The sequence below is a fragment of the Thalassotalea fonticola genome (genome assembly GCF_032911225.1).
GTDB classification, from domain to species: domain Bacteria; phylum Pseudomonadota; class Gammaproteobacteria; order Enterobacterales; family Alteromonadaceae; genus Thalassotalea_A; species Thalassotalea_A fonticola.
Genome location: NZ_CP136600.1, coordinates 1,622,242 through 1,647,211 on the forward strand (window position 1 = coordinate 1,622,242; position 24,970 = coordinate 1,647,211).

Genomic DNA, 24,970 nt, shown 5'->3' on the forward strand with positions numbered 1-24,970 from the left:
CAATAAACACCTTACCAAATAACGAGTAACCCATTGTATTTACATGGTTTTAATGTAAGAAAATGATTATCTATGAAAAAAACGGTGAGTTTGTAAATATCAGCACAAATACGTAAATAACAGATTAATGGTAAGTTGATTTTGAATAATCAATTTTTCATAACAATAAAAATAACCAACAATTATTAGGAAGAAAATCGAATGAAAAGATTAGTAATTGTGTTTTACTGCTTAACACTTTTAATAGCTTGTGGCGGCGGTGGTGGTGGCGGTAGCGACACTGCTAAAAAAGATGACACGACACCACCTCCTCCTCCAGCAGAAAATTCTGCACCTTCTCTAACCGTGAGTTCACCAGCATCGGTACAAGAACTATCGGTTGTTACCGTAAACGCAAATGCCAGCGACTCTGATGGTCAAATTAGTAGTATTGATTGGCAACAAACCGCAGGGCCTACAGTTGTATTAACCTTAGATGCAACGGCAAAAACAGCAAGCTTCACCGCTCCGCAGGTAAGCATGAGTGACGTGAAAAAGGTATTATCGTTTGACGTTACTGCCACCGACGACGATGGCGACTTTATTAAAAAATCGGTCTCGTTAACGGTAGAAGCGGTAAACGCAGCGCCATTTTTTAATATTACCCACGATCAAAGTATTGGCGAAGGAAAACTTGTGGCATTAACCGCCAATGCGGATGATGCCGACGGCGAAATTATTAGTTATTTGTGGAGCACAGCCATAGAAAACAATATTAATATTGTAAACGGCAGTTCAAAAAATGCTTCTTTTCAAGCCCCTGTTGTCACGAAAACAACGGACTACACGTTTACCGTTGAAGCTACAGATAATGAAGGCAGTAAAGCCTTTCAAAATATCGTCGTTACGGTAAATCCGACAGTACAAGGCGAACTATTCTATCGACCACAGGCTGTCGAGGCAGCACAAGCCATTTTAGCCGCAAGTTTTTCTCACTCTAAAACTGCGATTGTAGTAGAAGATGATTTACTGCCTTACAGGGTTGAGGTATTTGATACCAATAACAGCAAGCTGGGTGAAGCAGTATCGCTAGATAGCGAAAACTTTAATGTTGAAGTAAATGGCAATCTTGCAGGCGGCTTTTATATTAAATCCAGTCATAGAAGTTATCGTCAAAAACTTATCAAAGACGAAAATGGTGAAGTAGTTTATGACGAGTTTACCGAAGAAGCATTAAAAGCTTTCACTGAAGGCGGGGCTCCAATATTAGAAGCCTTCTACGTGGCTGATATTGAAGCCATTTGTGATATTGAAAGTAAATACACATGTAATGCCACGCCGTTCACGACTGTAATTTCAAAGACCGGACGATTAACAGGTTCGATAAACGTTGTTGATGCCTTACCGATTGTCGAACAACATTTAAATTTTGAACTGACTTCAGATCCGTTTCTTGTCGAACAAATTCCAGCGGGCATTAATTTTAGTGCGATAGAAACCGTCATCGATAACGGTAACGGTACTATTAGCTGGGTTGATGCTGTGATGGATTTCTTAAACGGCTCTAGAGCTGATATTAATATGATCACCGAGCAGTTCATTATGAGTAATGAAACTCGCTTAGAATTAACCACTGAAGCTGGCGTACTGGTAAATTCATACGAAATTGTCGATATTGAAGCACAGGCAAGCTTTTTAGGAGATGATGCCGATCAGTTAATTATGAACGGCCTAAATTACTCATGGACAATAAATTATCCAAATGGAAGCATTGAACAAGGCTGTAACGGTTTAAATACAAATGCAATATCATTTAAAGCTCCTGCGGTTTTACAGAAAGACTTTATCTTTGTTTCAGTAACAGTAAACAGTGGCGATTTTTCAGAAACTAAATCAATAACAGTTGTTGTTGACCCAGCACCCGCCCCAGAAAACACCGCACCTGCTATTGAACAAATGCAAGATATGATCGTATCTTCTGGCGATACTGTCGATTTAGCAGCGGTTGTATCAGATGGTGAAGACTTTTCTTGTAATATTACTCATTCTTGGACACAGATATCAGGACCAACGGTTACCTTGTCAAACGAGAATGCCGCATCCCCTAGCTTTGTAGCACCAAATACAGCAGATGAGGTGATAGCATTAACATTTGAGCTAAGTGTTACTGACTCTGGTGACCAAACTATCAGTACTCCTGTTGATATTTACGTGACTAAACAAGTGAATGTTGGAAACTTTGCATTAAATGATACTGGCGTAACCAAATGTGCAAACTATGCATTTGGAAGTTTGAATACTGCCGGGCATGATAACCAAATTGACTGTGAAAATAATGACAACTTATTGCCCTTGCCGCAAATGCAAGACGCTATGGTTGGCCGCGATGCAAACCAAAACTCCAATGCAGATGGAAGCGCTGGCTTTAGTTTTACCAAGATAGCGGCCGATGGCAGTGAGCTTGATCATGACGCAAGTCAATGGACATGTGTTGTTGATAATGTTACCGGCCTTATGTGGGAAAATAAAAGCACAGAAGAGTCATTACAAAACAAGAACATGGTTTTCACTCACTTTAATTCAGATCAATCAACAAATGCCGGTATGCAAGGCATAGAGCAAAGCGAATATTGCCAAGAAGCAGAAACGTGCTTTAACAGTGAGTCGTTTGTAGAAGCGGTAAATAGCCAAGAGCAATCATTATGTGGTTATTCTGATTGGCGATTACCGACTCGAATGGAGCTGCACTCTTTAGTAGATTACTCTGGTGGTACGAGTAAAAACGGTAAGCCTAGAATTGTCGAACAGTTCTTTCCAAATACTGTTTTAGAGCACTATATGACCTCTTCACATGCTGGAGAAAAGCGAACCCCTGATCTATACGAAAACCGCAAATTATGGGTTGTCAGCTTCATTGACGGTCAATTAGCACTGTGGAATACAACCTATAATGTAACAGACTCTCGTTTACCAATTAGATTAGTTCGAAAATAATAAGCACGGAATTTAAAGGAAAATTCAATGAAATTTAAAAACATAATTGCCTTAGCTATCCCTGCATTTGTTAGCTCAACGGCATTCGCACAGCGTGGTGAAGTTGATACATCGTATAGCTGCATGTATAACGTACCTCAAACAGCCCCTAATAGTCGCTTTGATATCAGCGAAGATGGCGCTAGCGTATTAGATCTTAAAACAAACTTAACATGGTCACGGTGCGACCTTGGCCAAGTTTGGGACAATGAGATTCAACAATGCCAAGGCTCTGCATTACTTGTGGATTGGCAAGTTGCCCATGAGAAAGCGTTAATATACTCAGCCAGCAATAAAAATGAATGGCGCGTACCTAATATTAAAGAGTTAAGTAGTATAATTGAAGAGCGTTGTACACGACCTGCAGCTAATATAGCCGTATTTCCCTCTATCATATTAGGAAAAACCTATATTAGCTCTACACCTTATAATTTTGACTCTACTGGCGAGTCAATATTTGGTATGACTACCGATTTAGGTTATATCTCACACGGTTCTAAATCGGGTGCATTCTCGGTTAAGTTCGTTCATAACTAAATTAATACCTTAAGGTGTGCTTTATAAACCAGGCTATACGCCTGGTTTTTTTATATACCTGAATTACGTTGTAACGTCCTAACCTAAAGCCTTTTGTGTGCGCTTAAAAGACTCGACTCGTAACATTTAAATAAATGTATTAAATGCAATTTTGGATACATCAATCGTTTAGTTAATAATTTAAAACGACAATTATCAGCATAGAGTTTAAAACACCTAGTCCGATACACCTATCTATAAAAATATGAGACCTTGGACGATAATGTAAAGAATTTGGCAATGTACTTATTTTGTATTGTGCATTTCTAGGTAAAATTAATATCGCCACATCATCTTGATATAAACGTTACCATCCCTGTCCCTAAAAACCATGTCAACGACAGTAAATTCAAGTAATATCTAATTTAAAATTCATTTGACTTCGTTCATACTAGCGTCGATTTCAAGTGTTGATATACAGCATAAGTAGATGGTTAATTTAACAATGTAAATCAAACAACATCCATGCTAACCAGCGGGGTATTGTTATCGATTGCAAAGGGCTAGATGGATAAAGGTAGCGTTACTATATTGTGAGAAAAATTGATTTAAAATAATAATTATCTCAATAAAACAGGTGAACAACACACAACAAAAATAAAAGAAAGTAACACTGTTTGTCGTTGCCAAAATCGTATTTGGTTAATTGCTACAATTTTTCGAGACATTTGGGGTGAAAATAAACCGAAAAAAATAGACAAAAAAAAGCCAGTGAGAATATCACTGGCTTTATTAACTTAGCTTATAAAGCTATTTATATTAATTACTGTACAGACATAACTTTATTTTGAACTGAAATAACTTCACCAGACTCTGTGGTTAAATTTAAGTTCAATGTCATCTCTTTAATCATACCTTTAGCATTACCTAAACGATTAGCATTCATTGTAATTGGATAAACGTAATGCATACCTTCAACAGATGCTGGGAAGCCAGTTACGATTGGCGCACCAAACGTAGTACCTTCAGCATTTGTTTCGTATTTCTTTTTAAAGTAAGCATTTTCCCAAGTATTAGCTATGTAGTATTGTGTACCAGAATACGTATTGTAAGACTGTTCACCATCTAAAGATAAACCAACTATCTCGTTCACTTCTACTGACTCAGTTATAGCTCCCGGTAAACCATCTTCATCGGTCCCCATGAAGTTATCCATTGCCGATACAATTTCAACGTTGCCGTGTAATTGCTCTTTAGAAACTAAGTAAACTGTCGCAATTTTACCATCAGTATTCTCATGAAGTTTTGATACAACATCTGCGTTAGATGATGGAACACTAGCTAATTTAACATATGGGAAGTATAACGCTTCTGGCGAACCAACAGTACAAGAGTTATCATCCCATGAAAATGTTATATCTCTATCAGGGAAAGTATATTCCACATCTGCATTACACCATTGATTTTGCATTTCAGGGTAAATATAGTCTACAGGGAATTTATCACCCCAGAAAATACGGATGTAATCAGGTGTAGCCGGCGCAAACGAAGAAGCACCTTCCATATCAATGTTATTGAACTCTTCAGTTTCCCAGTTCGCTTGACCTTCATAGCTAGACCAAGTTACGTTAAAGCCACCAAGACCATTGTAGCCAGTTACTTCTGAATCGGCTACCGATGCGCCAATTGCAGCTGAAAGAACTAAATTATCTGCAGTTGTTTTTTCCATTGCCATAGCTGGTACATCGATAGATAACTCTAAGTCAGATGCAACGGCTTGACCACTTACAGGCTTAACTAACAGCGCAAGGTCAATGCTCTTACCAGCTTGAATATCCGTAGCGTTGAAATAGGCGTTACCTAGTTCAGATACTTCAGTAAAACCAGTAGGTAAAACAGGAACTTCGGCATCTACATCGTAAACATCAGCATTTAACGATATTGTTAAAACAGTTTTTGCTTCATTCCAGCTAAACTCTGCGCCAGCGCCGTCAGCCATTAATGACTTAATTTTGCCTTTAGTAGAAAGTTCTGTTGAAATACCAAATGCTCCAACAAACGCCTTTTTACTGTAACCGAAGTAACCAAAAAAGCTATCTGGCTCTGCAAGTACGTATGAGTAATCTGACGAGTCAACTGCTGTATCTTTTAAGTAACGTAAGTACGCTTGTCTAAATGGCGTTTCATCTTCTAAAACAATGTCATTAAAACGCATGTAAGCGTAATTTTGGTTTTGAAGGGTTTTAATGCTTGAACACGTCGTACATTCTACGCCATCTGCATCTTTCCACTTAAAGTAATTATAAGTACTTAAGCCAGCATCCCAGTGATTCTCAACACTAAGATCAGTTTCGGCTTCGATATCGCCAACTAATTCAACCGGTTGGTTAAATACTACAGTCATAGTAGCAGAAGTCGCCGATGTTGCTGCTGAATGAGCAACAACGTATTCAATTGGAAGAACTTCGCCATTATCAGATTCAGTATTCATTGCCAGAGCGATAGAAGAAGAAGCTGCTGCATCTGAGAAAGAATCTAGACCAGCTGCTGCTACATCTGTAGCGGCAAACATAACACCATCAATTTCAACCATATCTAATGCTAATGGCGACATGATGTCATCAAATGATAAGCCTTCAATAACGTATTCAGCTGAATCTGCATCCCAAGAAGCCGTAACATCACCATCATTCAACGATAATGTTTCAGGGCCAGATGTAACAGCAGAGCCGTCAGCGAAAGTTAAGCCGAAGCTTACGGAAAACGTAGTTGCTTCATCAGCATCGTCAACATAAACCGTTGGGTTTTGGCCAGAAGTTACCGCTAAGCTACCACCAACAACAGCTAAACCAGAAAAATCACCGGCGACTTCAACATCGTAAGACATACCGTTTGCAGGTAATGTAAACGTGTATACACCATCAGTTTCAGTAGCGAAATTATTTGGAATACTTGATAGGTATTCTGCAGCGTCATCTGCTTGACCTGAAGAGTTAGAACCTGTGTCACCGACTGAAGCAATATACAATGATAAACCAGATACGTTATCACCCATCATGTCAGTAACAGTTACTGATGAAGTAATCGTGTTAAATAATTCTACTGTGTCAACATTAATTGCACCGTCAGAAGTAGTGCCTGTTGCGTAAGCTGTTGCTTTACCCGCAGCAGAAACTACAGCAATAAAATCAGAGTTTGTAGGTAAACCTTCAACAGTAAAGCGACTACCTGTAACTGTAGCAGAAAAAACTTCACCTGCACTGTGAATTTCTACCGTTGCACCAACTAATGGAGCCATTGATGAACCATCGATAATAGAACCATGTGCTGAAGCAGTTACTTCAACAGGATCTGCAGGTGTAGCTACAGGAACATTTACTGGCACTTCAACAACTTCAGTTACAGTATCTTGAACTTTTACATCGTCACCGCCACAGGCAGTTAACATACTAGTTGCTACCATAGTAGCAATTAGTGACTTATTAAATTTAATAGTATTTGACATATTTCTTCCCATATGACTTTGTTAATAAAAGTGCCTTAAAGTTTTGTTATCGTTTAATCAACATAGCGTTAACAAACATTTTTATTCTTAAAGCACTTGCGCACAATCAATGTAATCTACGCTCAAGCTGATGTTTGTTAAAAAATGTTAAATGAATTAACAATCATTAACCTCTCGCTAACAGGAAGGAACAAAAACCTTAATTAACATACACCTAACAAACTCAATGAAAATTTATTATTTTAATTAGCTGGCTAATAAGCTAAGTTTTTAGGAAAAAAAACCAGCTAATTTATAGCTGGTTTTATTTGTTTAGCTTAGTAAGGGTTTATATTAATTAAATGTAATAGGTTTATAGACATAAACGCCACCTTGATAGTCGTCAGCCCCACCTAAAGAGCGAATTTTACATTCAACGTTCGTTGCATTTCCAGCGCAAATAGCACCACTTCCTGGTTGTATCCAAGAGATGCTTTCTATTGTAAATTGTGAAGGTTGATACGAAAGATCTGTACTTTTACCAAAACAAGTAGTCTTATTGTCAGCTTGCAATGCACAGTGCTCGCGCCCCATGCCTAAAGACAAAGATTGCGGCAAGCTGGAAAAACTCGGTACTACGGCATTTTCCTGCCAATCAACAATGATAACCTCCTGGAGAACTTCATCGTATTCTTCAACTTTAGTTTGTCCCCAACAAGTTATTGATTGATTTGCATAGGAACATACTGAGCCCGGTAACATAGTTAGATATTCACTGGCATTGGTTAGCTCTGGTACATCATTGACCTTTTTCTCATTATCTCCCCAACACGTTGTACCGGCGGTATGAATGGCACAAACATTGGTATTGGTTGCGTAGAGTGACTGTGCAGAAGCAATCGCTTCAGGTATATCTAATATACCTAGTGAGTTACTCCCCCAACACTTAACAACAGAATCATCAATGGCACAGCTAAACCCTGAGCCGGACACTAATGCAGTTACATTAGTCATAACCGGTGCTGCGCTTGCCAATGCATCGCCAAAACAGTGAACCTCACTGTCAACTTCAGCGACACAAAAATGTGAATTGCCAACCGCTAGAAGGGTTGGGGCTGTAACACTTGGGTTTTCCGGGAACTCGCCACCAAAACAGCGCACATCGTTATCAAATAAAGCACAACTTCCATATGTTACCATGCCTATGGCTCCGCCCCCTTGCACGATAGCATTTTTAGGTAACTCAACATCTTGACCATCAACATTTACGGTAAGTATTTCGAGTTGTCCGGCAATCGCATAGTTTGAACAACCTATTTGGTTGGTTTCATTAATTCCGACGCACACAGAGTAGGAGCTGGGGTTTACATTTGGAACTGGTGAAAATGTATAATCTTCAGTTGGGCGCTCCACCGCTACAAAATCAAAGGTATCTAAGGCAACCGAATTATTTTCAATTGAATACCATATCGCTTTACCGCTGTCGAAAGTGCCATCAACGACAACAAAATAACTAGTAATGTCTTGCTTTATTTCAACTTTACCTGCGCCTTTGCCTGTCCAGGTGAAGTGGTCAGTGGCGTCAATGGTATAATGATCACCGCTGTTATTTGACAAAAACTCTAGATACTCATCATTAAATGAATAAAAACCGGCAACATCTGCTTGTGAAAAACCTGAGCCTTGTATTCCCTTGCTATTTTCTAGAAGAGATACATATTGTGAATCAGCAAGGGTTAACGCATATAAGTTTATAGATAAAAGACTATTGATATTGCCTAATGCGATAACATCTGTAACATTGGTTTGCGCTAAACCAGCATATTCAAGAGCAGTAAAATTAGCAAACAAGCTCACATCGGCAAAGTTTGAACCTTCTACTTCAACACGTTTTAATTGGGTTAATGTCGACATTCCCTGCCAGTTATTTACCGTAGCGCCAGGCAAATTCAAATATTGTAAGTTTGCAAAAAAGGCCAAGTCGCTTAGATTGTCAACAACAACGTCAATACAAGTAATTGAGCTTATCGCTGATGCATAATCGTTTGCATACGGCTGTACACAACTCTGCATTACAGGATCAGAAAATGTAAGCTCTGACACTTTATAGTCATAAGCATTAGGTGTGTCATCTTCTGCATTTAAAATGCCATCTCCATCAATATCTGGATCAGAATTATCGCCGATTAAATCACCGTCGGTATCTAGCCATTCTGTGCTGTCATTAGGAAATTTATCAGCGTTATCACCAACCAAGTCTTCGTCGGTATCTAACCACTCACTACTATCGTTAGGAAACGCATCTGAGTTATCTCCAAAACCGTCACTGTCATTATCAGACCATTCAAATGGATCTTCAGGAAAAGCATCTACACCATTGGCTACATTATCACCATCAACATCAGGATCCGAGTTATCGCCTATAAAGTCACCGTCTATATCGGACCATTCATTTATATCAGTAGGAAATGGGTCAAGTTCATTAGCAATTCCGTCACCATCAATATCAGCATCTTCAGCATTAACAATACCATCATTATCTAAATCGTTCGTATTACTTTGGATGTATTGTTGCTCAGTAAGTATTGATTCAGCTCGTTCTACAAGACGGCTTTTCATTTCAGCTGTTAATGGTGCATTATCAGCTAGGAAATCGCCAAACAATCCATTTGAGCTAACCTGATAAGATTCGGCTTGAGTTGTTTTTAAAAAGTTAATTTCACCTGCTAAATCATCATAAGTTACTTCACTGTTAGCAAGTTGCTGTAACATCCCTTCTATTTCGATTGCAACAAGGTTGGTAAAAGGAGAAATAACCTGAGTAATTTCTTTATCTGTATTTAGCGATTTAAATGGCCAAGCAGAAATAGTAACCGGCATATCAGCAAAGTTATCTGTGGTACGGCTGATATCATCGGCTCCCGCTCCTAAATAAGCACGGATAGGAGATTTGGATATTTCAGATTTTTCACTACCGGTAAGCAATAATTGGTATTTACCTGTTGCATCGGAAGTACTTGAAGGCTCACTGGTATCGTGCTTGCCATTTAAGTTGGTGTCTAAAAAAACATGTGCTCCGGCAATATAGCCGTCAACAACCACGCCAGTAATCAAATAGGTGTCTTCTACGGTTAAACTAAAAGCAGCAAGGTTAGTCGTTTCAGTACCGTCTGAAACGGTAATGATAATATTGTCATATGCTCCAGAGTTAACTAAAGTAGGTGTACCCGATAGCTCACCTGTTGATGAATTTATTGTTAACCAACTTGGTAAATTACTAGCACTAAAGGTAAGTGTATCGCCATCTTTATCAACAGCAACTGGAGTAAATGAATATTCTTCTAATTCATGGGTAACCAATGCTGGGCTACCTGTGATTGTAGGTGCTACATTTGCTGCAGGAGGAGGTGTTACCACTTTTGTATCCCCGCCGCCGCCACCGCCGCCGCCACCGCTGCCGCCACAGGCAGACAAGGTAAATGATGCCGCTACTAACATAGAAATTTTGCTTATTTTCAATGAACTTTTCATAGTTCGCTCTCTTTTGTAATTTAGCTAAGTTATTGTTTAAATTTTTATTAACTAGCAAATTACTTTATCTGTTAAAACAATTTCGTTAAAAACTGTTAACACAAATTACATTGTTTAGAGATTAGTATTTGGCAGGTAATTTTTATTAAAGGGAAATTAGTTTTTTGAAAAAGCAAGTATTGCAAACCTGATTTAACTGAAAGTTAACACTTTTTTACATCGCTTTTTATATTTAACGATTAGAATTAAATTGCTGTAATTAATTTAATGGTTAAATAGGGCTATTTAGTTGATACGCATTTATACAACATATACCTTATCAGTCAGTAAGGTTACAATTATTATTGCTTTTAATAGTAGTCCTGTAGCGGCTTATTATTAAAACTTTAAATAATAACTAAATTTAATTTATAGATGGTTCGATGCATACTTTTCCTAAACAATTTTTCAAAAAATTAACCCTTACAGGCATCCTCACGTTGCTTGTTTTGTGCTTACCGGTAATAGCTGAAGAACAAGCACCAAATGACGTAGCCGAACAACCACAGCAAGAAATTGACGATACCTTTTTTGTGGTAAAATTTTCTGCCGGTGATTTTCTTTATGAATCGCCGCTTAGTGACAAAAAAGACATTGAAATTAACTTCCTGCCAAATTGGACCTTTTATTACAAAGACGTGTTCTTTATTGAAAGAACCAAGGTAGGTGCAAACATCTATTTAGATGACAACACCTTTATTGACATTGTCGGTAAACATAACTTTGATGGTCTTTACTATCATGGTGATGACAAAGCCGCACAATTTTCTGTGTCGCCTTTTTTACCACCGTTTAATTACCCTTCGAAAAATGCTCATTTAAGTTATCTTGGCGGTGTTGAAGTTAAAAAATATTTCGGCAAAGAGAAAATCACTTTTGGCGCCTACAGCGATATTTCAAATGTGCATCATGGTGAGCAAATAGATCTCAGTTGGATGCACCTTTTTTATAATAATGATTTTAAATTGGCGGTTGAATTTGGCGCACAATATAAATCTGATCAACTGCTTGAATATTACTACGGCTCGCCCTTGGTTGGTGACAATGTCAATTACTATTCTCAAATTGATGCCGCCTATACCCTTACTGACGGGTTATTATTAGTCTTCAATTATAAGTTTGAAAGACTTTCCAGCAAAATCATCAGTTCTCAGGTAACTGATAAAAAGGATTTAACGAGTATGTTTTTAGGGATCAGCTGGTCAATTAATTTGTAGGCTATTATTTAAATGCGCAGTACCGTTTTTATTATATTTTGCTCATTGTTGGTTACATTAACCGACAAGGCATTTGCTGCGCCTAAAAACCTGCTTATCGGCATCCCTAAACAGTGTGTGGTTAATAAAAAAACCGACAGTTGTAAAACTGCTCTAACACTTTCATGGGAGTTAGATAACCCGCAGGATATCTGTATTTTAAAAGGCGCACAAATAATTCACTGTGAGAAAAACTCAATATCGAATTCACACACATTTGATATAGATAGTCAAAAACCAGTCATCTTCAAACTTGTATCAATGAGCTCACTAGTCGAACTGTCTAACTTTAAGTTTAACATCTTGTATTTAGGTAAAAATTCGATTAAACGACGTAAACTGCCTTGGCGAATATTGTAATGCAAGAAAATACATTAAATAAAATACTGTTAATTGAAGATGATCATAAACTGGGTTTAAAAATTAAACGCTTTTTAGAACAGCACAAGTATGAAGTTGAATGGCTCAATGGTGGCTCATTATTAGGTGTCGACGCTAAGGTAAATGCCTTTGACGTGATCCTATGTGATATCGATTTACCTGATATGTCTGGTTTTGATATATGTAACCAGTGGCGTGATAAGTTTAATGGTGTATTTATTTTTATAACCGCCTTTACCGACTCAGATTGTCAAATTGAAGGCCTTGAAATGGGCGCCGATGATTTTATAGTTAAACCTTTTGTGCCAGATGTTTTACTAGCTCGCATTAAAGCTGCCACTAGGAAACTAGGTAAAACATCGCAAGAATCTGATGAAGAAACACCGATAAACCTGCCCGGGCTTTCTATCATTCCTGCACAATTGCAAGTTAAAGTAAGTGATGCCTTACTTACTTTAACTCAGCAAGAGTTCAAAATACTGTATTTATTTGCCCGTAACTTTAATTATAAAGTAACCCGTGAAGTTATCTCTAAAATAGTGATGAATCGTGAATACGATGGCTTTGATCGCTCTGTAGACGTTTATGTCAGTAAACTAAGAAAGAAATTCAACGCTATTACTGGTAACCCATACCAAATCAATACCCTTTGGGGTAAAGGTTATGTATTAAAAAACCTTGAAGCTGATTGTTAACTCATCATGAATAAGCAATTTTTACGGTTAACCATATATGTGGTGGCATCGCTGATCATTCTGGCCGTCACTCTGGAAATAATTTGGGAAGAGTTTGTTCCGCAAGAAACCATTATTTCAGCCGATGATTTTTATCAGTCTGCTATTGAAGAAAATGGTCAAATATTTTCGATGCAGCCGCTCAATAATATCATGTTACCTGGCGAACTCATTGAACAATTAAAAACCGGTGAAATTATCCGTCTTGATGATAATGAAGATCATTCTTATTACTATAAGTTGCATCAACAGCAAGTATTGGTACTTGGCCCTATCATTGATATTCAAGAAGCCACCAATATCGATGAAATTATTACTTTAGCCTTCTACATTGGCTTTTCCGGCTTATTGTTGCTTTGGTTTCGACCTGCCTTTATGGATTTAAGAAAGCTTTCCGGACATGTTAAAAGCTTCTCAACAACCGCCAAATGGCAAACGCTTGATTTGAGGCCGACTTCTATTGCATTCCCAGCAGCTCATACAATCAACAAGATGGCTGAAAGAATTGAACAGTTAATCGATTTGCAAAAAAATTTATCACGCATGGTGGGCCATGAAATCCGTACTCCTTTGGCGCGCACAGGCTTTTCAATTGCCAGCTTAAAATATGAGCCAACCATGGAAGAGATCCTGTCTATCGAAGAAGACCTGCAAGAAATCGAAGACTTAACCGAAGAGTTCTTACAAATTACCAAATTAGAATTTGACTCAAAAGACATAGTTCTAACCAAGCAAAACGTTTATGCGCCAATTGAAGAACTGGTCAATAAACTACAAAGAGCCTCACGTATTAATATCAAAGTTGACGTCGATAAGAACTTGCTTGCACCGGTTGAAAGCAAAACCTTTAAGCGGTTAATGCAAAATCTGGTCACTAATGCCCTAAAACATGCTAAAGATGAAGTTGTGATCCATTTAACCGAGAATAAAGGTATTTTTACATTATGGGTAAGTGATGACGGCAAAGGTTTTGATAAAGCCGAATACTTAGATAAGCCCTATTTTCAGGCAAATCCTAAAACTGATGGTTACGGCCTTGGATTGTCTATTGTTAAACTGATTGCCTCTTGGTATGGCGGCAGTATTACCTTCGATAAATCAACTAGCTTAGCGGGTGCTAAGGTGATATTCACCTGGCCTGTAGATGATAACTGTTAAAGCCTAGATTGCCACGATTTAGTATTTATTTGTTATGACTATAGACCCTGAAATAAATTCAGGGAATGGTATGTTTGTGAATTCAGGGAATGGCCTAACGTGTAATTCAGCTATTGGTGTCTACTCCACCACTTGCTGAACTCGATACGTTAGTATCACCCTGTACTTGTTACGGGGTCTAATCTACCACTTGCGGACTTGTATCAGCCCTCCCCACCACTTGCTGAACTTGTTTCAGCATCTCACTGTTATTACTTTGGACCCTGAAATAAATTCAGGGATTAGTATGTTTGTGAATTCAGGTAATGGCCTAACGTGTAATTCAGCTATTGGTGTCTAATCCACCACTTGCTGAACTCGATACGTTAGTGTCACCCTGTACTTGTTACGGGGTCTAATCTACCACTTGCGGACTTGTATCAGCCCTCCCCACCACTTGCTGAACTTGTTTCAGCATCTCACTGTTATTACTTTGGACCCTGAAATAAATTCAGGGAATGGTATATTTGTGAATTCAGGGAATGGCCTAACGTGTAATTCAGCTATTGGTGTCTACTCCACCACTTGCTGAACTCGATACGTTAGTATCACCCTGTACTTGTTACGGGGTCTAATCTACCACTTGCGGACTTGTATCAGCCCTCCCCACCACTTGCTGAACTTGTTTCAGCATCTCACTGTTATTACTTTGGACCCTGAAATAAATTCAGGGAATGGTATATTTGTGAATTCAGGAAATGGCCTAACGGGTAATTCAACAATTGGTGCCTATACCACCACTTGCGAACTTCTATCAGCCCTCTCCACCACTTGCTGAACTCGATACGTTAGTATCACCCTGTACTTGTTACGGGGTCTAATCTACTACTTGCTGAACTCGTTTCAGCATCTCACTGTTATTACTATGGACCCTGAAATAAATTCAGGGATTAGTATATTTGTGAATTCAGGTAATGGCCTAACGGGTAATTCAACAATTGGTGCCTATACCACCACTTGCGGACTTGTATCAGCCCTCCCCACCACTTGCTGAACTTGTTTCAGCATCTATAATTAATAATTCAACATATTGAAAAGGATTTCATAATGATCAATTGCGCGGTTTACATATTAACAAATAAAAAGCATGGTACTCTTTACATAGGAGCCACTCGAGATTTACCCCGACGAATAGATCAGCATCATCTACAAGCAATCGATTGCTTCACTTCAAAATACAACTTACGGACATTAGTTTACTATCAATTATGCGATCATTTTTATGTAGCATTAACTAGAGAGAAACAATTAAAGAATTGGCGACGTCAATGGAAGATTAACTTGATTGAGGAAGATAATCCTGACTGGCTAGATTTGAGTAGTCACTTTGCTTGATTAGGTATAGACCCTGAAATAAATTCAGGGAATGGTGTAAGGTGTAATTCAGGGAATGGTGTGCTGGTGAATTCAGGGAATGGTGAGCAAGACTTTAAAACAAAAAAACCGCCAAATTGAAGTGGCGGCTTTTTATTCACTAAATTTAAAAGCGCTTATTTGGCAGAATTTACCGTTTTAGCAAAATCACCGGCTTTAAAGATATTGATATCAAAAGCGCCAATATATTTATTAAACGCGGTATTAATATCTTCAACAGTTAACTCTTGTACGCTAGCTACTTGCTCATCATAAAATGCCAGATCTTCCTGTTTTTTGCTTGCGCCAAGAATTACACCAGCTATTTGTGCATCACTTGCCCAAGCGCGGTTACGGCTACTTACAAAGCCTTTTACCGCTTCATCTAACTCTGTTGCAGTAAAGCCATCAGCAACAACTCTTGCAACTTCTTCTTTATAGGCAGTAATTACACCGTCCATATTTTCAGGTGCCGCAATAGCAAACGCATAGTACATACCTTGTTTATCAAGCGTACTTACTTGCATGCCAGAGCCAACAGAATAACTGTAACCTTCTTTAACACGAATTCGAGCGCCAATACGAGATGAGAAAGAATCGCCACCAAAAATAGTATTCGCAATTTTTAACGCTAAGTAATCTTCATGCTTAACATCCATCATCATTGGGTTAATAACATATAATTGCGCATTAGCTTTGTCTGGAGTTTCTGTGCTTATTATTAGACCACCTTTGTCTTTAAAACTAACAGGCATATGCTCATAAGCTGTTTCATTTACAAAACTAGATAACTGAGCATGTAACTGCGTTGAAATACTTGTTGCATCTACATCCCCTACTACACTAATGTGACCATTGTTAATATTGGTATGGCTGTTATATAAACTTGCAAGTTCAGCAACCGTTACCGCATTAACGGCAGCAATCTTTTCCTCTAAAGAGAGATAAGCTTTCGGGTGTCCTTTAGGGTAATTACTTAGTGACTCTCTAAACGTGTTACTGGCAATAGCGCCAGGGTCGTTACGTTGTTTTTCAATACTTGCTATAGAGCTACGCTTCATCACTTGTAACTCATTTTCAGGGAACGTTGGCGCAGCCATCAATTCACCTAAAAGCTTTACTGTTGCATCTAAGTTAGCTTTGTCGGTATTTATTGAAACATCGGTTGAACCGGCCGACGTTGAGATTGAGATCGAGCTTTTTAATTGATCAAGTTTACTGGCAATCTCTTGTTTTGAATATTTAGCGTTACCTTCTTTTAACATAGCACCAACAAAACCAATGGCGTTGCCTTTACTCGCTAGGTTTTCGGCGTTACCGCTTGGAAAGTGCATGCTAATAATAATTTGCTCACCACGGAGCTTTTTCGGATACACATTTATTTTTGTGCCTTCATCCCATTGCATTTTAACTAAGCGATTTTTAATGTTAGCAACAGTGTTGTCATAAACTTCACCTGCCGCAACTACGGCTTTACCTTTGTAGTCTTTTAATACATCTTTCAGATCTGCCGCTACTGGAATTTCTGCGCGAACTGGCTTTTCGGTCGGAATAAAACGGGCTACGGTACGGTTAGATTGAACCAAGTATTTTTCTGCCGCCGCTTGCACTTGCTCTACCGTTGCTTGCGCAATTAAGTCACGAGAATAGAAAATATGGCGGTAATCGCCCATGGCGATATATTCAGATAACTCCATGCCAACGCCGGTAACATCACGCATGCTTTGCTCTGCTTGACGTGCTAATTTAGCCTGTGCTAATTTAAGCTCGTCTTCAGTAATAGGCTGTGTTTTAAGCTGTTCGACAATAGCAATTAACTGGCTTTCTAAATCGGCTAAATCAGAGCCTTTATTACCTTGTGCCATCAATAAAAATTGCGAGCTGTCTTTCAGGTTAAACATAAAGTTTGTTGCCATAGTAGCAACACCTTTTTCAACCAATGACTTTTGCAAACGACCACGTGTTCTGTCACCTAAGATATCGGTTAAAATGTTTAATGCCGCTGCATCTTCGTGTACTGCCGAAGGAGTATGATACGACAAACCTATCACCGGTAAATCACCAACGCGGCGGATATTTACCGTACGCTCACCGTCTTGAGTAGGCTCTACTGTGTATAAAGGCTCAATTGGTGTTGCAGGTTTGGCAATAGCACCAAATTTTTGTTCAATTAATGCTTTTGTTTTGGCATTATCAAAACGACCAGCAATAGTTAATACCGCATTATCTGGACGATAATGTTTATTATAAAATTCGCGCAAACGTGAAAACGGGAAATTTTCAACATCACTGCGAGCACCTATGGTTGAGTTACCATAGTTATGCCATAAAAACGCCATTGATGACATACGGCCTAGTAACATTCTGAACGGGTCGTTTTCGCCCTTTTCCATTTCGTTACGCACAACGGTCATTTCACTTTTTAATTGCTCTTCAGTAAAAGTCGCGTTAACCATACGGTCTGCTTCCATACCAATAGCCCATTCCAAACTATCTTCATTAGCATCGAATGTTTCAAAATAGTTAGTTCTATCTAACCAAGTCGAAGCATTCTTGCCCATACCGCGTTTTTTGAATTCTTTATCAATATTTTGATAGTTTGTAGAACCTTTAAACAACATGTGCTCAAGTAAATGAGCCATACCGGTTTCACCATAATACTCATGTACAGAGCCTACACGATAAGTAACATTAACTAATGTTTTTGGTTGCGATGCATCAGGGTAAAGCAACACTGTCATGCCATTTTCAAGGCTGTACTCTTCAATACCTTCAACGCTTCTTACATATGTAAGCTCACTGCTTTGACTTTGTATTTGTTGTGATTGGATGTTTGTTGTATTTTCTGTTGTTGTACAAGCTGATAGGCCTAATGCCATGGCAACAGACATACTAATTAGTGTTGGTTTTAGAAATTTCATTAGTTAACCTTGTAAATATTTTTAATGGCGAACATTGGTAGCAAGAAACACATAGAACGGTTAAATTGCTGTCGCCTATTTTTACTGAATAATTGACACTGATTTTATCTCAATAGCAATGCTATAAATGTTAAAAATTATTAATTTGAGCTGAAAGGGTTATTTAAATTCCCCTGCTTAAATCGTGATTTGAAGGGTTATTGAGACAAACGCTTGAATAAGAAAATCCCAAAGGCTTGCGCACTTCGGGATTTTTATATTTTCTGATCTTAGCGTTATTTAACCAGTTTAAATCGAACCAGTCTTAATAAGAACAGTAGAGATAACATCATAATAGCCATGCTACCGCCTGAACTGTCATCATCGCTTAAATCGTCAGTATTTGCAGCGCTACTCTCATCGCCTGAACAGTTTGAACTAGGAGTGAAGCCAGCAACAGTTTGTACCTGAACACTAAACGATGTGGTAGCAACATCGTTTGAGTTTTCTCTATCAGTAACTATAACGTCAACTTCGGTGCTACCACTAAAATCACAACTGGCGTCAATAGTTAACATAGCGCCAGGTTCATTGCCTGAAATTTTAGTCAATAGATGTTTACTATCTACCGAGATCACATTAGCATCATGTTCAAGGTCGTTATAAATAACTGGAATTGATAACGTTTCACCTTGATTGATAACCACATCAGAAATTTCATTAATGCTAATATTACCTGCAACTGATAATGTCTGCGTAACAGACTTCGTAATACGGTTAAGCTTTGTCTTAACGGTTAAATCGACCTCTTGCCCAGCATAACCTTCATCAACTTTTAACCAGAAGCTAAAGTTGGTTTTTGAGTAATCTGCACCAATAAAATCAAAACAAATGACCAAATCATCGTGCAAAATATCTTCCAGGTTATCGTAAGCAACACTGTTGTTTCTAAAACCGCCGGCAGGGCCAAAAACGCCACGGACGCCTGCCATTCCATGGAAACCAATTGAACCTTTGCTATGCGTCATATTCAAGTTGTCATAGGCATAAATAATTTCATAGCTGCCCATTTCGTAGCTGTACTCTAAATCAAGAATGGCTTGAAAATCATAACTGTCATTTTGGTTAATCCCGGTTGAGCCATAACTATAACGTTGGCCTTCAATGGTATAAGCATTATCCCACTCTATTAAAATGTTCTTATTGGTTTCACTCATAAATGCACCTACGGTAATGCCTTGTGCATCAAATGCATCCAAAGAATCTTTTGGTGTCACTTTACCTGTGGTTAATTGCATCGAGTGTGAACCTATCATTAATGGTCCTAAACGGATATCAGGTAAGCCGTGCATAGTCCCAAATGGGTCACCATAAGGGATACCGAATAGTGGATAATCGGTACCAGAATCGATATACCCCATAGGGCTGACGCGCAGTTCATTGTATTTATTCGGCGCATCAAAAAGATTAAAATCAGCCTCACTGGCAAAGCCAAAGAGCTGCTTCACATCAATTCGCAGATTGTCTTGCCATGAGCCCATTCTATCTGGCTCTTCTGAGCCATAAGGGGGTGTTGCTGCGCGTGGATTTAACCTAGCCATATCGACATACCCCCCCTTTGGACTGCTACCATCAAAATAATTTCCCATAGGCGGTGTTGCACACATTGCAGAGTATTTAACTGCTAAAGGATGGTTTTCAAACTCTTCAATTTGTGGGTTAACGTTGGTAGTCATTTGATAAAACGGTAACAAGTTATAGCTATTTGGTTGATTACCAGAAATAGTGATGCCTTCGGCGTCGTCACTATAGCCAGTGACAAAGCGTGGATCACCGCCAATACTGTATGGAATGTAAGTTAGCCCTTCAGGAACTTCAAAATCAAGCTCAAAACTGCGCGCATAGCCGGTGTGGTTTTTCGCGTAATTTACATCTACTTTAATGTAGTTACCTGCTTTAATTTTGTTATTTGAAACTTGCATAGTAAAGGCATCTTCGCCGCGACTTAAGCGAACTGGCATAGCGCCTAAATTCGATAAATTATATTCAGAGGTGCCAAGTTCAACCATACCGTATAAGGCATCGCCTTGGTTAAGTTCCACATCGTAGACTAAATCTAAAGACATAGGTGTTGTACCATCATAACTTTGTGGCGCCACAACACTGAATACATCGGATTCATGATCGGTTACCACAGTAACCGCGTATTGATAAGTATCGCGCAAGTATTCAAAAATTCCTTTCGACCCTTTATCACCTACATTTTGTAAATAAACCCAATAACGACCTGATGCGGGGTTGGTTAGCATACAATTGTTATTCATGATATCTGAAGTTGATAAACAAATTCCCTCTTGTTCAAATTCAATCTCGCCATTGCCGTTATTATCTCTACCTACAGCGATGAACAAATCACCGGCAAGCCAAAACTCCCCAGGGTTGCCACTTTCAGTAGACGTTGTGGCAATTCGCTCCAACACATCAACACCGAACAGTTTGGTATTAGCCGGTATATCTACCCAAAGTAAGCGCACTGAATCATCATTGGCAGCATTTTCCCAATCCCAATTCGTTGGCGTATCATCCGTTGATAAGTCTACTTGCCCAACCCAGGTGCCACCATTGCCAATATCAGAAAGGGTGAACTCTCCAGCCCCCTGCTTCGCTACCTTAGTCGCATCACTAGGGTTTGTTGCTAAGTATGTGACCGCACCAGACTGATAAACTTTTGCCATTAAATCATCGGCTGATCCCCAAGGCGCAATGTTGTTGATTGGAAATTGACCAATATTTTCACTGGCAACACCGCTGGCAATTAACGGCAAACGAGACTCAACTAAGGCAACGCCAACTGGCAGCTTTGAACTACCAAGCATGGTATTTTCAGGGATCAGATGCACTTCACCAGAAACCATACCGGTACCAAAACTATTGGCACTGCTAGCACGTTGCATGGTCGCGGTAAATAAAACAGTAACCGACTGCCCCTTTTGCAAGGTAAAGTTACTCGGCGACGCTTCTAATTGTAGTGAAGTTTCACCAGTTTCAACATTAACATTCCAGGTATTAGTCCCTGCCGCATTGGAAGTAAAAGTGCGAGTCCAACGACATGTGCCTGCACATTCACCATCAAACAAATAAGGTAAATTTAACTGACGTAAATCGCCTCCTTTTTTAGGATCTGCATTTAAGAAATTAGTATGACTTTCATCCATTAAAATAGCGCTGTTAATCGCCGCTTTTACATCCACCAAGCCAGAGCCCGCTTCGTAAGATTTGGTTTTTTGACGTTTGAAATAACTGAAATATGTTTTTTCGATCACTTCACCTTCATCGTCTTTAAGGAAATCACCAGTTTCTGGGTCAATGACAGGGGCTTCATAGATAAATTTCTGATGGAAAATATTATCTTCATCATATTCAGGGCATAGTTCGCTATCGGTGCCATTGGCATAATCAGTGTTATCAATATTATTTTCAATATCTAAACCTGAACAATTAATACGTTTCCACGATCCTCCGGTTACTTGCCCGGCACTCAGCATTATCGCCGATTCACGCTCTGCTGCTGACCATTCAGGTCGTACTTGCGTCATCAGCGCCATAACACCGGCTAAATGTGGTGCAGCCATTGATGTACCTGTGTCAAAAGCGAAATCCGCTGAATTGGATTTATTCTGGAATGCACCGTCATTAGTAAACGGTGCGTAAATATTAACGCCGGGCGCTGCAATTGATGGCCCCATTAAGCTAGGGTAATGTCTGTTTGGACCTTTCGATGAAAAGCCAGCTAAGTCTTTGATTTGTTTCGGATCATAATCGACACCTTGTTTGACCGAATTAATGGTCAAATAAATAGTATCATTATCTAAAAAGTTTTGACGCAGCGTTTCACGGCCTAAGCCTTTTTTCCAGGTAGCATTACCAACATGGATATAAGGAAACGGCGTATAGCTGATTTCACCAGTATCAACATCTTCATGTTTGATATTAACCGCAAGTGATATACGAGAGTTATAACCATAGTCTTTATTATCGTTATACATCACCATACCTGCAGCGCCAAGTGCACCTGCACTTTCGGCTTTTTGCAAACGCGGTATATTATTTTTAACGGTGTCATCGCCACGGGCACATACAATAATTTTGTCGTTAAAATCAAAATTAAAGCTAGGATCAATCGGGTCTTTCCAACGGTCAAAGTCAAGACAATGAGGGTCGCCATCTAACACCTTCATTAATGGTGCAATTGGCGCTAACGTTTGTACAACTGCACTTGGTTTAGCTTCCACAACTGATTCAATACTATGGCCAAAGGTTGATAATGTTGTTAGTTTTTCCAGAATTTTACCATTTTCTAAGTTCATTGGCCCAGTTGGACCATGACAGGCACCATGGAAACTGTCAGTAATATTAAATGGATGACCTGGCCAGATTTGTCTATCAACCAAGCTAATATCATCTATTACGCCATAAGCACAGCATTTACCCGCAGAGGCGCCGCTAAAGCCTTGATGATTTTCAGCGCATTGTTCTATCTGATAAGTTGGACATGCAAACCCTTGTTGGGCATAACTATCATCTATTTCCACACTTGGATCGATACCTATGCCCTCAAATTGTGGATAAATTACCGCTTCCCCACCTGCACAGATGCTTTCCCAAGTCACACTGTTAAAACCATGACTATGATCATCAACACAATTGCCAAAATCATCCAGCTTCTCACCCACTAAGCATTTATTGCCATCTGCGCCTAATTGAGAATCTTTTAATTCACATAACAACGTTTCTGAGTTTCTTTCTTGTATATCGGTACATTGCAGATAGCACATGTCATTAATCATGTCGTAGTCATCTTCACAAACAGGCGCAGGGCTACAATCATCATTAATACACGCTCCCATCTCAGCGGCTAAAAATGCCGGAGCGGTAACTTCACCAGAAATACTGCGCGCTAAATCACCGCCTAAATCAACCCGGTTAAAATCAATACCGTCGGTGCTGAACTGCAATGTGGCAGAGCCAATATTTTCTTGTTTTCGACCAAGCTCGGTAGCGGCCACTGATAACGACCATGGTGTAACGTTTGATACTTGTTGATAGCCACCGTTATTACCGGCTGCCGCCGTTACATGAATGCCCTGCTCTTTTAAGGATAAGAAGCCTAAGAGAATAGGATCGCCCCATGGGTCGCGAGAGCCACCACCAATAGACCAGTTAAGTACATCAACGCCATCTATTAACGCCTGATCAATGGCCGCAACCATCACATCTGACAAGCAGCCGGCCATAGGGTCACCGCCACCACCGGGTAAACACACTTGATAAGAAATGATATTAGCATGTGGTGCCACGCCAGTTACCGTTCCTAGCTTTTCTTCACCACCAACAACACCAGGACCGGCTCTAAATTGTCGATATAAATAATCAACATCATTAACCACATTGCCGCCGGCAATGCCTGAGGTATGGCTGCCATGACCCACATAATCAATACCATTATCCGGGCGCATCATGCCATTACCCGAAAGATCAACTTCTTCACCACGTTTTTCTATCACGTCTCTGGCCAATTGACTACGATACCAAGAGGTCACTTGTGGATAAGAGTACACCCCAATTAATTTGTTATTACACAAGCTGCGCCATTCATCTGTCGCACAGTCGCCTAAAAAGTTACCATTACCTAACGGGTTTTGATGCACGTAGCCATCATCACCAATCTCACTAAATGAGCGACTAGCAGGATTAATTCCGGTATCGGCAACACCGATGATCATGCCTTCGCCTTTATAACCGCCATCAAGTTGCCAAAGTTTATTGGCATTGGTTACTTCATGTGAACTTGGGAAATTGGCGTGTTCAATACCTTCAGTTAAATAGGTCTTTACCGGAGTAATCGCACGAATTGAACTTAAATTTGCAAGCTCTGCTGCCTGGTTTTGATCCATACTTACAGTAAAGGCATTAAGTGCATTAGTGTACTGATGCTTTATTTGTAACTGCATGCCCAGTTGTGCAGCACTGCTTACTAACTGCTGATGAGATTGCAGCAAGTATTGTTGGTAAGCGTTCACCCGTGATTGATAATTAGCAGCCTTTTGTAATTGTTTTAGCTGATCATGGCTGACTTTACTCGCACTCGAATCATTCGTCATCAAGCCTGATTGTTGCTCTTTGGCAACCGTTTTTAAATGCGTTGCCGCCAAGCCATTGATGCCACCTGTGTATAGTGCTACAGGGGCTTGCTCCATAATGATGAAAAAGTCGTGTATCCCAGTAATTTCGGGGTCACTGATAAACTTATCACGGCGAGTAACTTGACGATTAACAACATTAGTGCTTTCAGGCATGCTAGTTAACCGGTCAAGTTTAACTGCGCTAACAGTGCTTGATATCGCAGCAGCAGGAATATCAACCTGTTGGCGAAGATTAGATTTTATTAAGTGTGCGGGAAGCTCAGTTTTATCAGCATTCCATAGTTCAGCCGCCGATACTGCGCCGCTCATATAGAGTGCGCTAAAACCTGCTAACAGTAATTTTTTGGTGTTCATAAATAACCCT

The 24,970-nt window shown here is 39.4% G+C and carries 11 protein-coding genes; 7 read left to right on the top strand and 4 right to left on the bottom strand.

What is annotated here, in order from left to right; translation table 11 throughout:
- The first annotated feature begins 201 nt into the window (after positions 1-201).
- Positions 202-2,973 (top strand): Lcl C-terminal domain-containing protein, encoded by a 2,772-nt coding sequence (locus RI844_RS06605; RefSeq protein WP_348397650.1) that lies wholly within the window; start codon positions 202-204, stop codon positions 2,971-2,973.
- Between the two features lie 27 nt (positions 2,974-3,000).
- Positions 3,001-3,549 (top strand): Lcl C-terminal domain-containing protein, encoded by a 549-nt coding sequence (locus RI844_RS06610; RefSeq protein ID WP_348397651.1) that lies wholly within the window; start codon positions 3,001-3,003, stop codon positions 3,547-3,549.
- Positions 3,550-4,351: 802 nt separating this feature from the next.
- On the opposite strand, the gene RI844_RS06615 is transcribed toward RI844_RS06610, so the two are convergent.
- Together RI844_RS06615 and RI844_RS06620 are read right to left on the bottom strand one after the other, a co-directional pair.
- Complete coding sequence (locus tag RI844_RS06615; RefSeq protein WP_348397652.1) at positions 4,352-7,033, bottom strand: hypothetical protein; 2,682 nt, start codon at positions 7,031-7,033, stop codon at positions 4,352-4,354.
- Between the two features lie 333 nt (positions 7,034-7,366).
- The gene (locus RI844_RS06620; protein WP_348397653.1) at positions 7,367-10,543 is read right to left on the bottom strand and encodes a putative Ig domain-containing protein; all 3,177 of its coding nucleotides are present in this window, start codon (positions 10,541-10,543) and stop codon (positions 7,367-7,369) included.
- A 422-nt stretch (positions 10,544-10,965) separates the two neighbouring features.
- Between RI844_RS06620 and RI844_RS06625 the strand changes: the two genes are divergently transcribed.
- The 5 genes from RI844_RS06625 to RI844_RS06645 all read left to right on the top strand — a co-directional run bounded on the left by RI844_RS06625 (position 10,966) and on the right by RI844_RS06645 (position 15,485).
- On the top strand, positions 10,966-11,799 hold the full coding sequence (locus tag RI844_RS06625) for a MipA/OmpV family protein (RefSeq protein WP_348397654.1): 834 nt from the start codon (positions 10,966-10,968) through the stop codon (positions 11,797-11,799).
- A 12-nt stretch (positions 11,800-11,811) separates the two neighbouring features.
- Positions 11,812-12,198 (top strand): DUF3019 domain-containing protein, encoded by a 387-nt coding sequence (locus RI844_RS06630; RefSeq protein WP_348397655.1) that lies wholly within the window; start codon positions 11,812-11,814, stop codon positions 12,196-12,198.
- Positions 12,198-12,914, top strand: a complete 717-nt coding sequence (locus RI844_RS06635) for a response regulator transcription factor (RefSeq protein ID WP_348397656.1) — start codon at positions 12,198-12,200, stop codon at positions 12,912-12,914. The genes RI844_RS06630 and RI844_RS06635 overlap by 1 nt, the downstream gene beginning before the upstream one ends.
- 6 nt (positions 12,915-12,920) lie before the next feature.
- Positions 12,921-14,111, top strand: a complete 1,191-nt coding sequence (locus RI844_RS06640; protein WP_348397657.1) for an ATP-binding protein — start codon at positions 12,921-12,923, stop codon at positions 14,109-14,111.
- 1,086 nt (positions 14,112-15,197) lie between these two features.
- Positions 15,198-15,485 (top strand): GIY-YIG nuclease family protein, encoded by a 288-nt coding sequence (locus tag RI844_RS06645; RefSeq protein WP_348397658.1) that lies wholly within the window; start codon positions 15,198-15,200, stop codon positions 15,483-15,485.
- 155 nt (positions 15,486-15,640) lie between these two features.
- On the opposite strand, the gene RI844_RS06650 is transcribed toward RI844_RS06645, so the two are convergent.
- Both RI844_RS06650 and RI844_RS06655 read right to left on the bottom strand, forming a co-directional pair.
- Positions 15,641-18,424, bottom strand: a complete 2,784-nt coding sequence (locus RI844_RS06650) for a M16 family metallopeptidase (protein ID WP_348397659.1) — start codon at positions 18,422-18,424, stop codon at positions 15,641-15,643.
- A gap of 275 nt (positions 18,425-18,699) precedes the next feature.
- Complete coding sequence (locus tag RI844_RS06655; RefSeq protein ID WP_348397660.1) at positions 18,700-24,960, bottom strand: S8 family serine peptidase; 6,261 nt, start codon at positions 24,958-24,960, stop codon at positions 18,700-18,702.
- Positions 24,961-24,970 lie beyond the last annotated feature (10 nt).

Excerpts from the sequence above, each read along its gene's own strand:
- RI844_RS06635 (WP_348397656.1), top strand. The coding sequence starts at position 12,198 with ATGCAAGAAAATACATTAAATAAAATACTGTTAATTGAAGATGATCAT.
- RI844_RS06620 (WP_348397653.1), bottom strand. The coding sequence starts at position 10,543 with ATGAAAAGTTCATTGAAAATAAGCAAAATTTCTATGTTAGTAGCGGCA.
- RI844_RS06625 (WP_348397654.1), top strand. The coding sequence starts at position 10,966 with ATGCATACTTTTCCTAAACAATTTTTCAAAAAATTAACCCTTACAGGC.
- RI844_RS06640 (WP_348397657.1), top strand. The coding sequence starts at position 12,921 with ATGAATAAGCAATTTTTACGGTTAACCATATATGTGGTGGCATCGCTG.
- RI844_RS06655 (WP_348397660.1), bottom strand. The coding sequence starts at position 24,960 with ATGAACACCAAAAAATTACTGTTAGCAGGTTTTAGCGCACTCTATATG.
- RI844_RS06645 (WP_348397658.1), top strand. The coding sequence starts at position 15,198 with ATGATCAATTGCGCGGTTTACATATTAACAAATAAAAAGCATGGTACT.
- RI844_RS06610 (WP_348397651.1), top strand. The coding sequence starts at position 3,001 with ATGAAATTTAAAAACATAATTGCCTTAGCTATCCCTGCATTTGTTAGC.
- RI844_RS06615 (WP_348397652.1), bottom strand. The coding sequence starts at position 7,033 with ATGTCAAATACTATTAAATTTAATAAGTCACTAATTGCTACTATGGTA.
- RI844_RS06630 (WP_348397655.1), top strand. The coding sequence starts at position 11,812 with ATGCGCAGTACCGTTTTTATTATATTTTGCTCATTGTTGGTTACATTA.
- RI844_RS06605 (WP_348397650.1), top strand. The coding sequence starts at position 202 with ATGAAAAGATTAGTAATTGTGTTTTACTGCTTAACACTTTTAATAGCT.
- RI844_RS06650 (WP_348397659.1), bottom strand. The coding sequence starts at position 18,424 with ATGAAATTTCTAAAACCAACACTAATTAGTATGTCTGTTGCCATGGCA.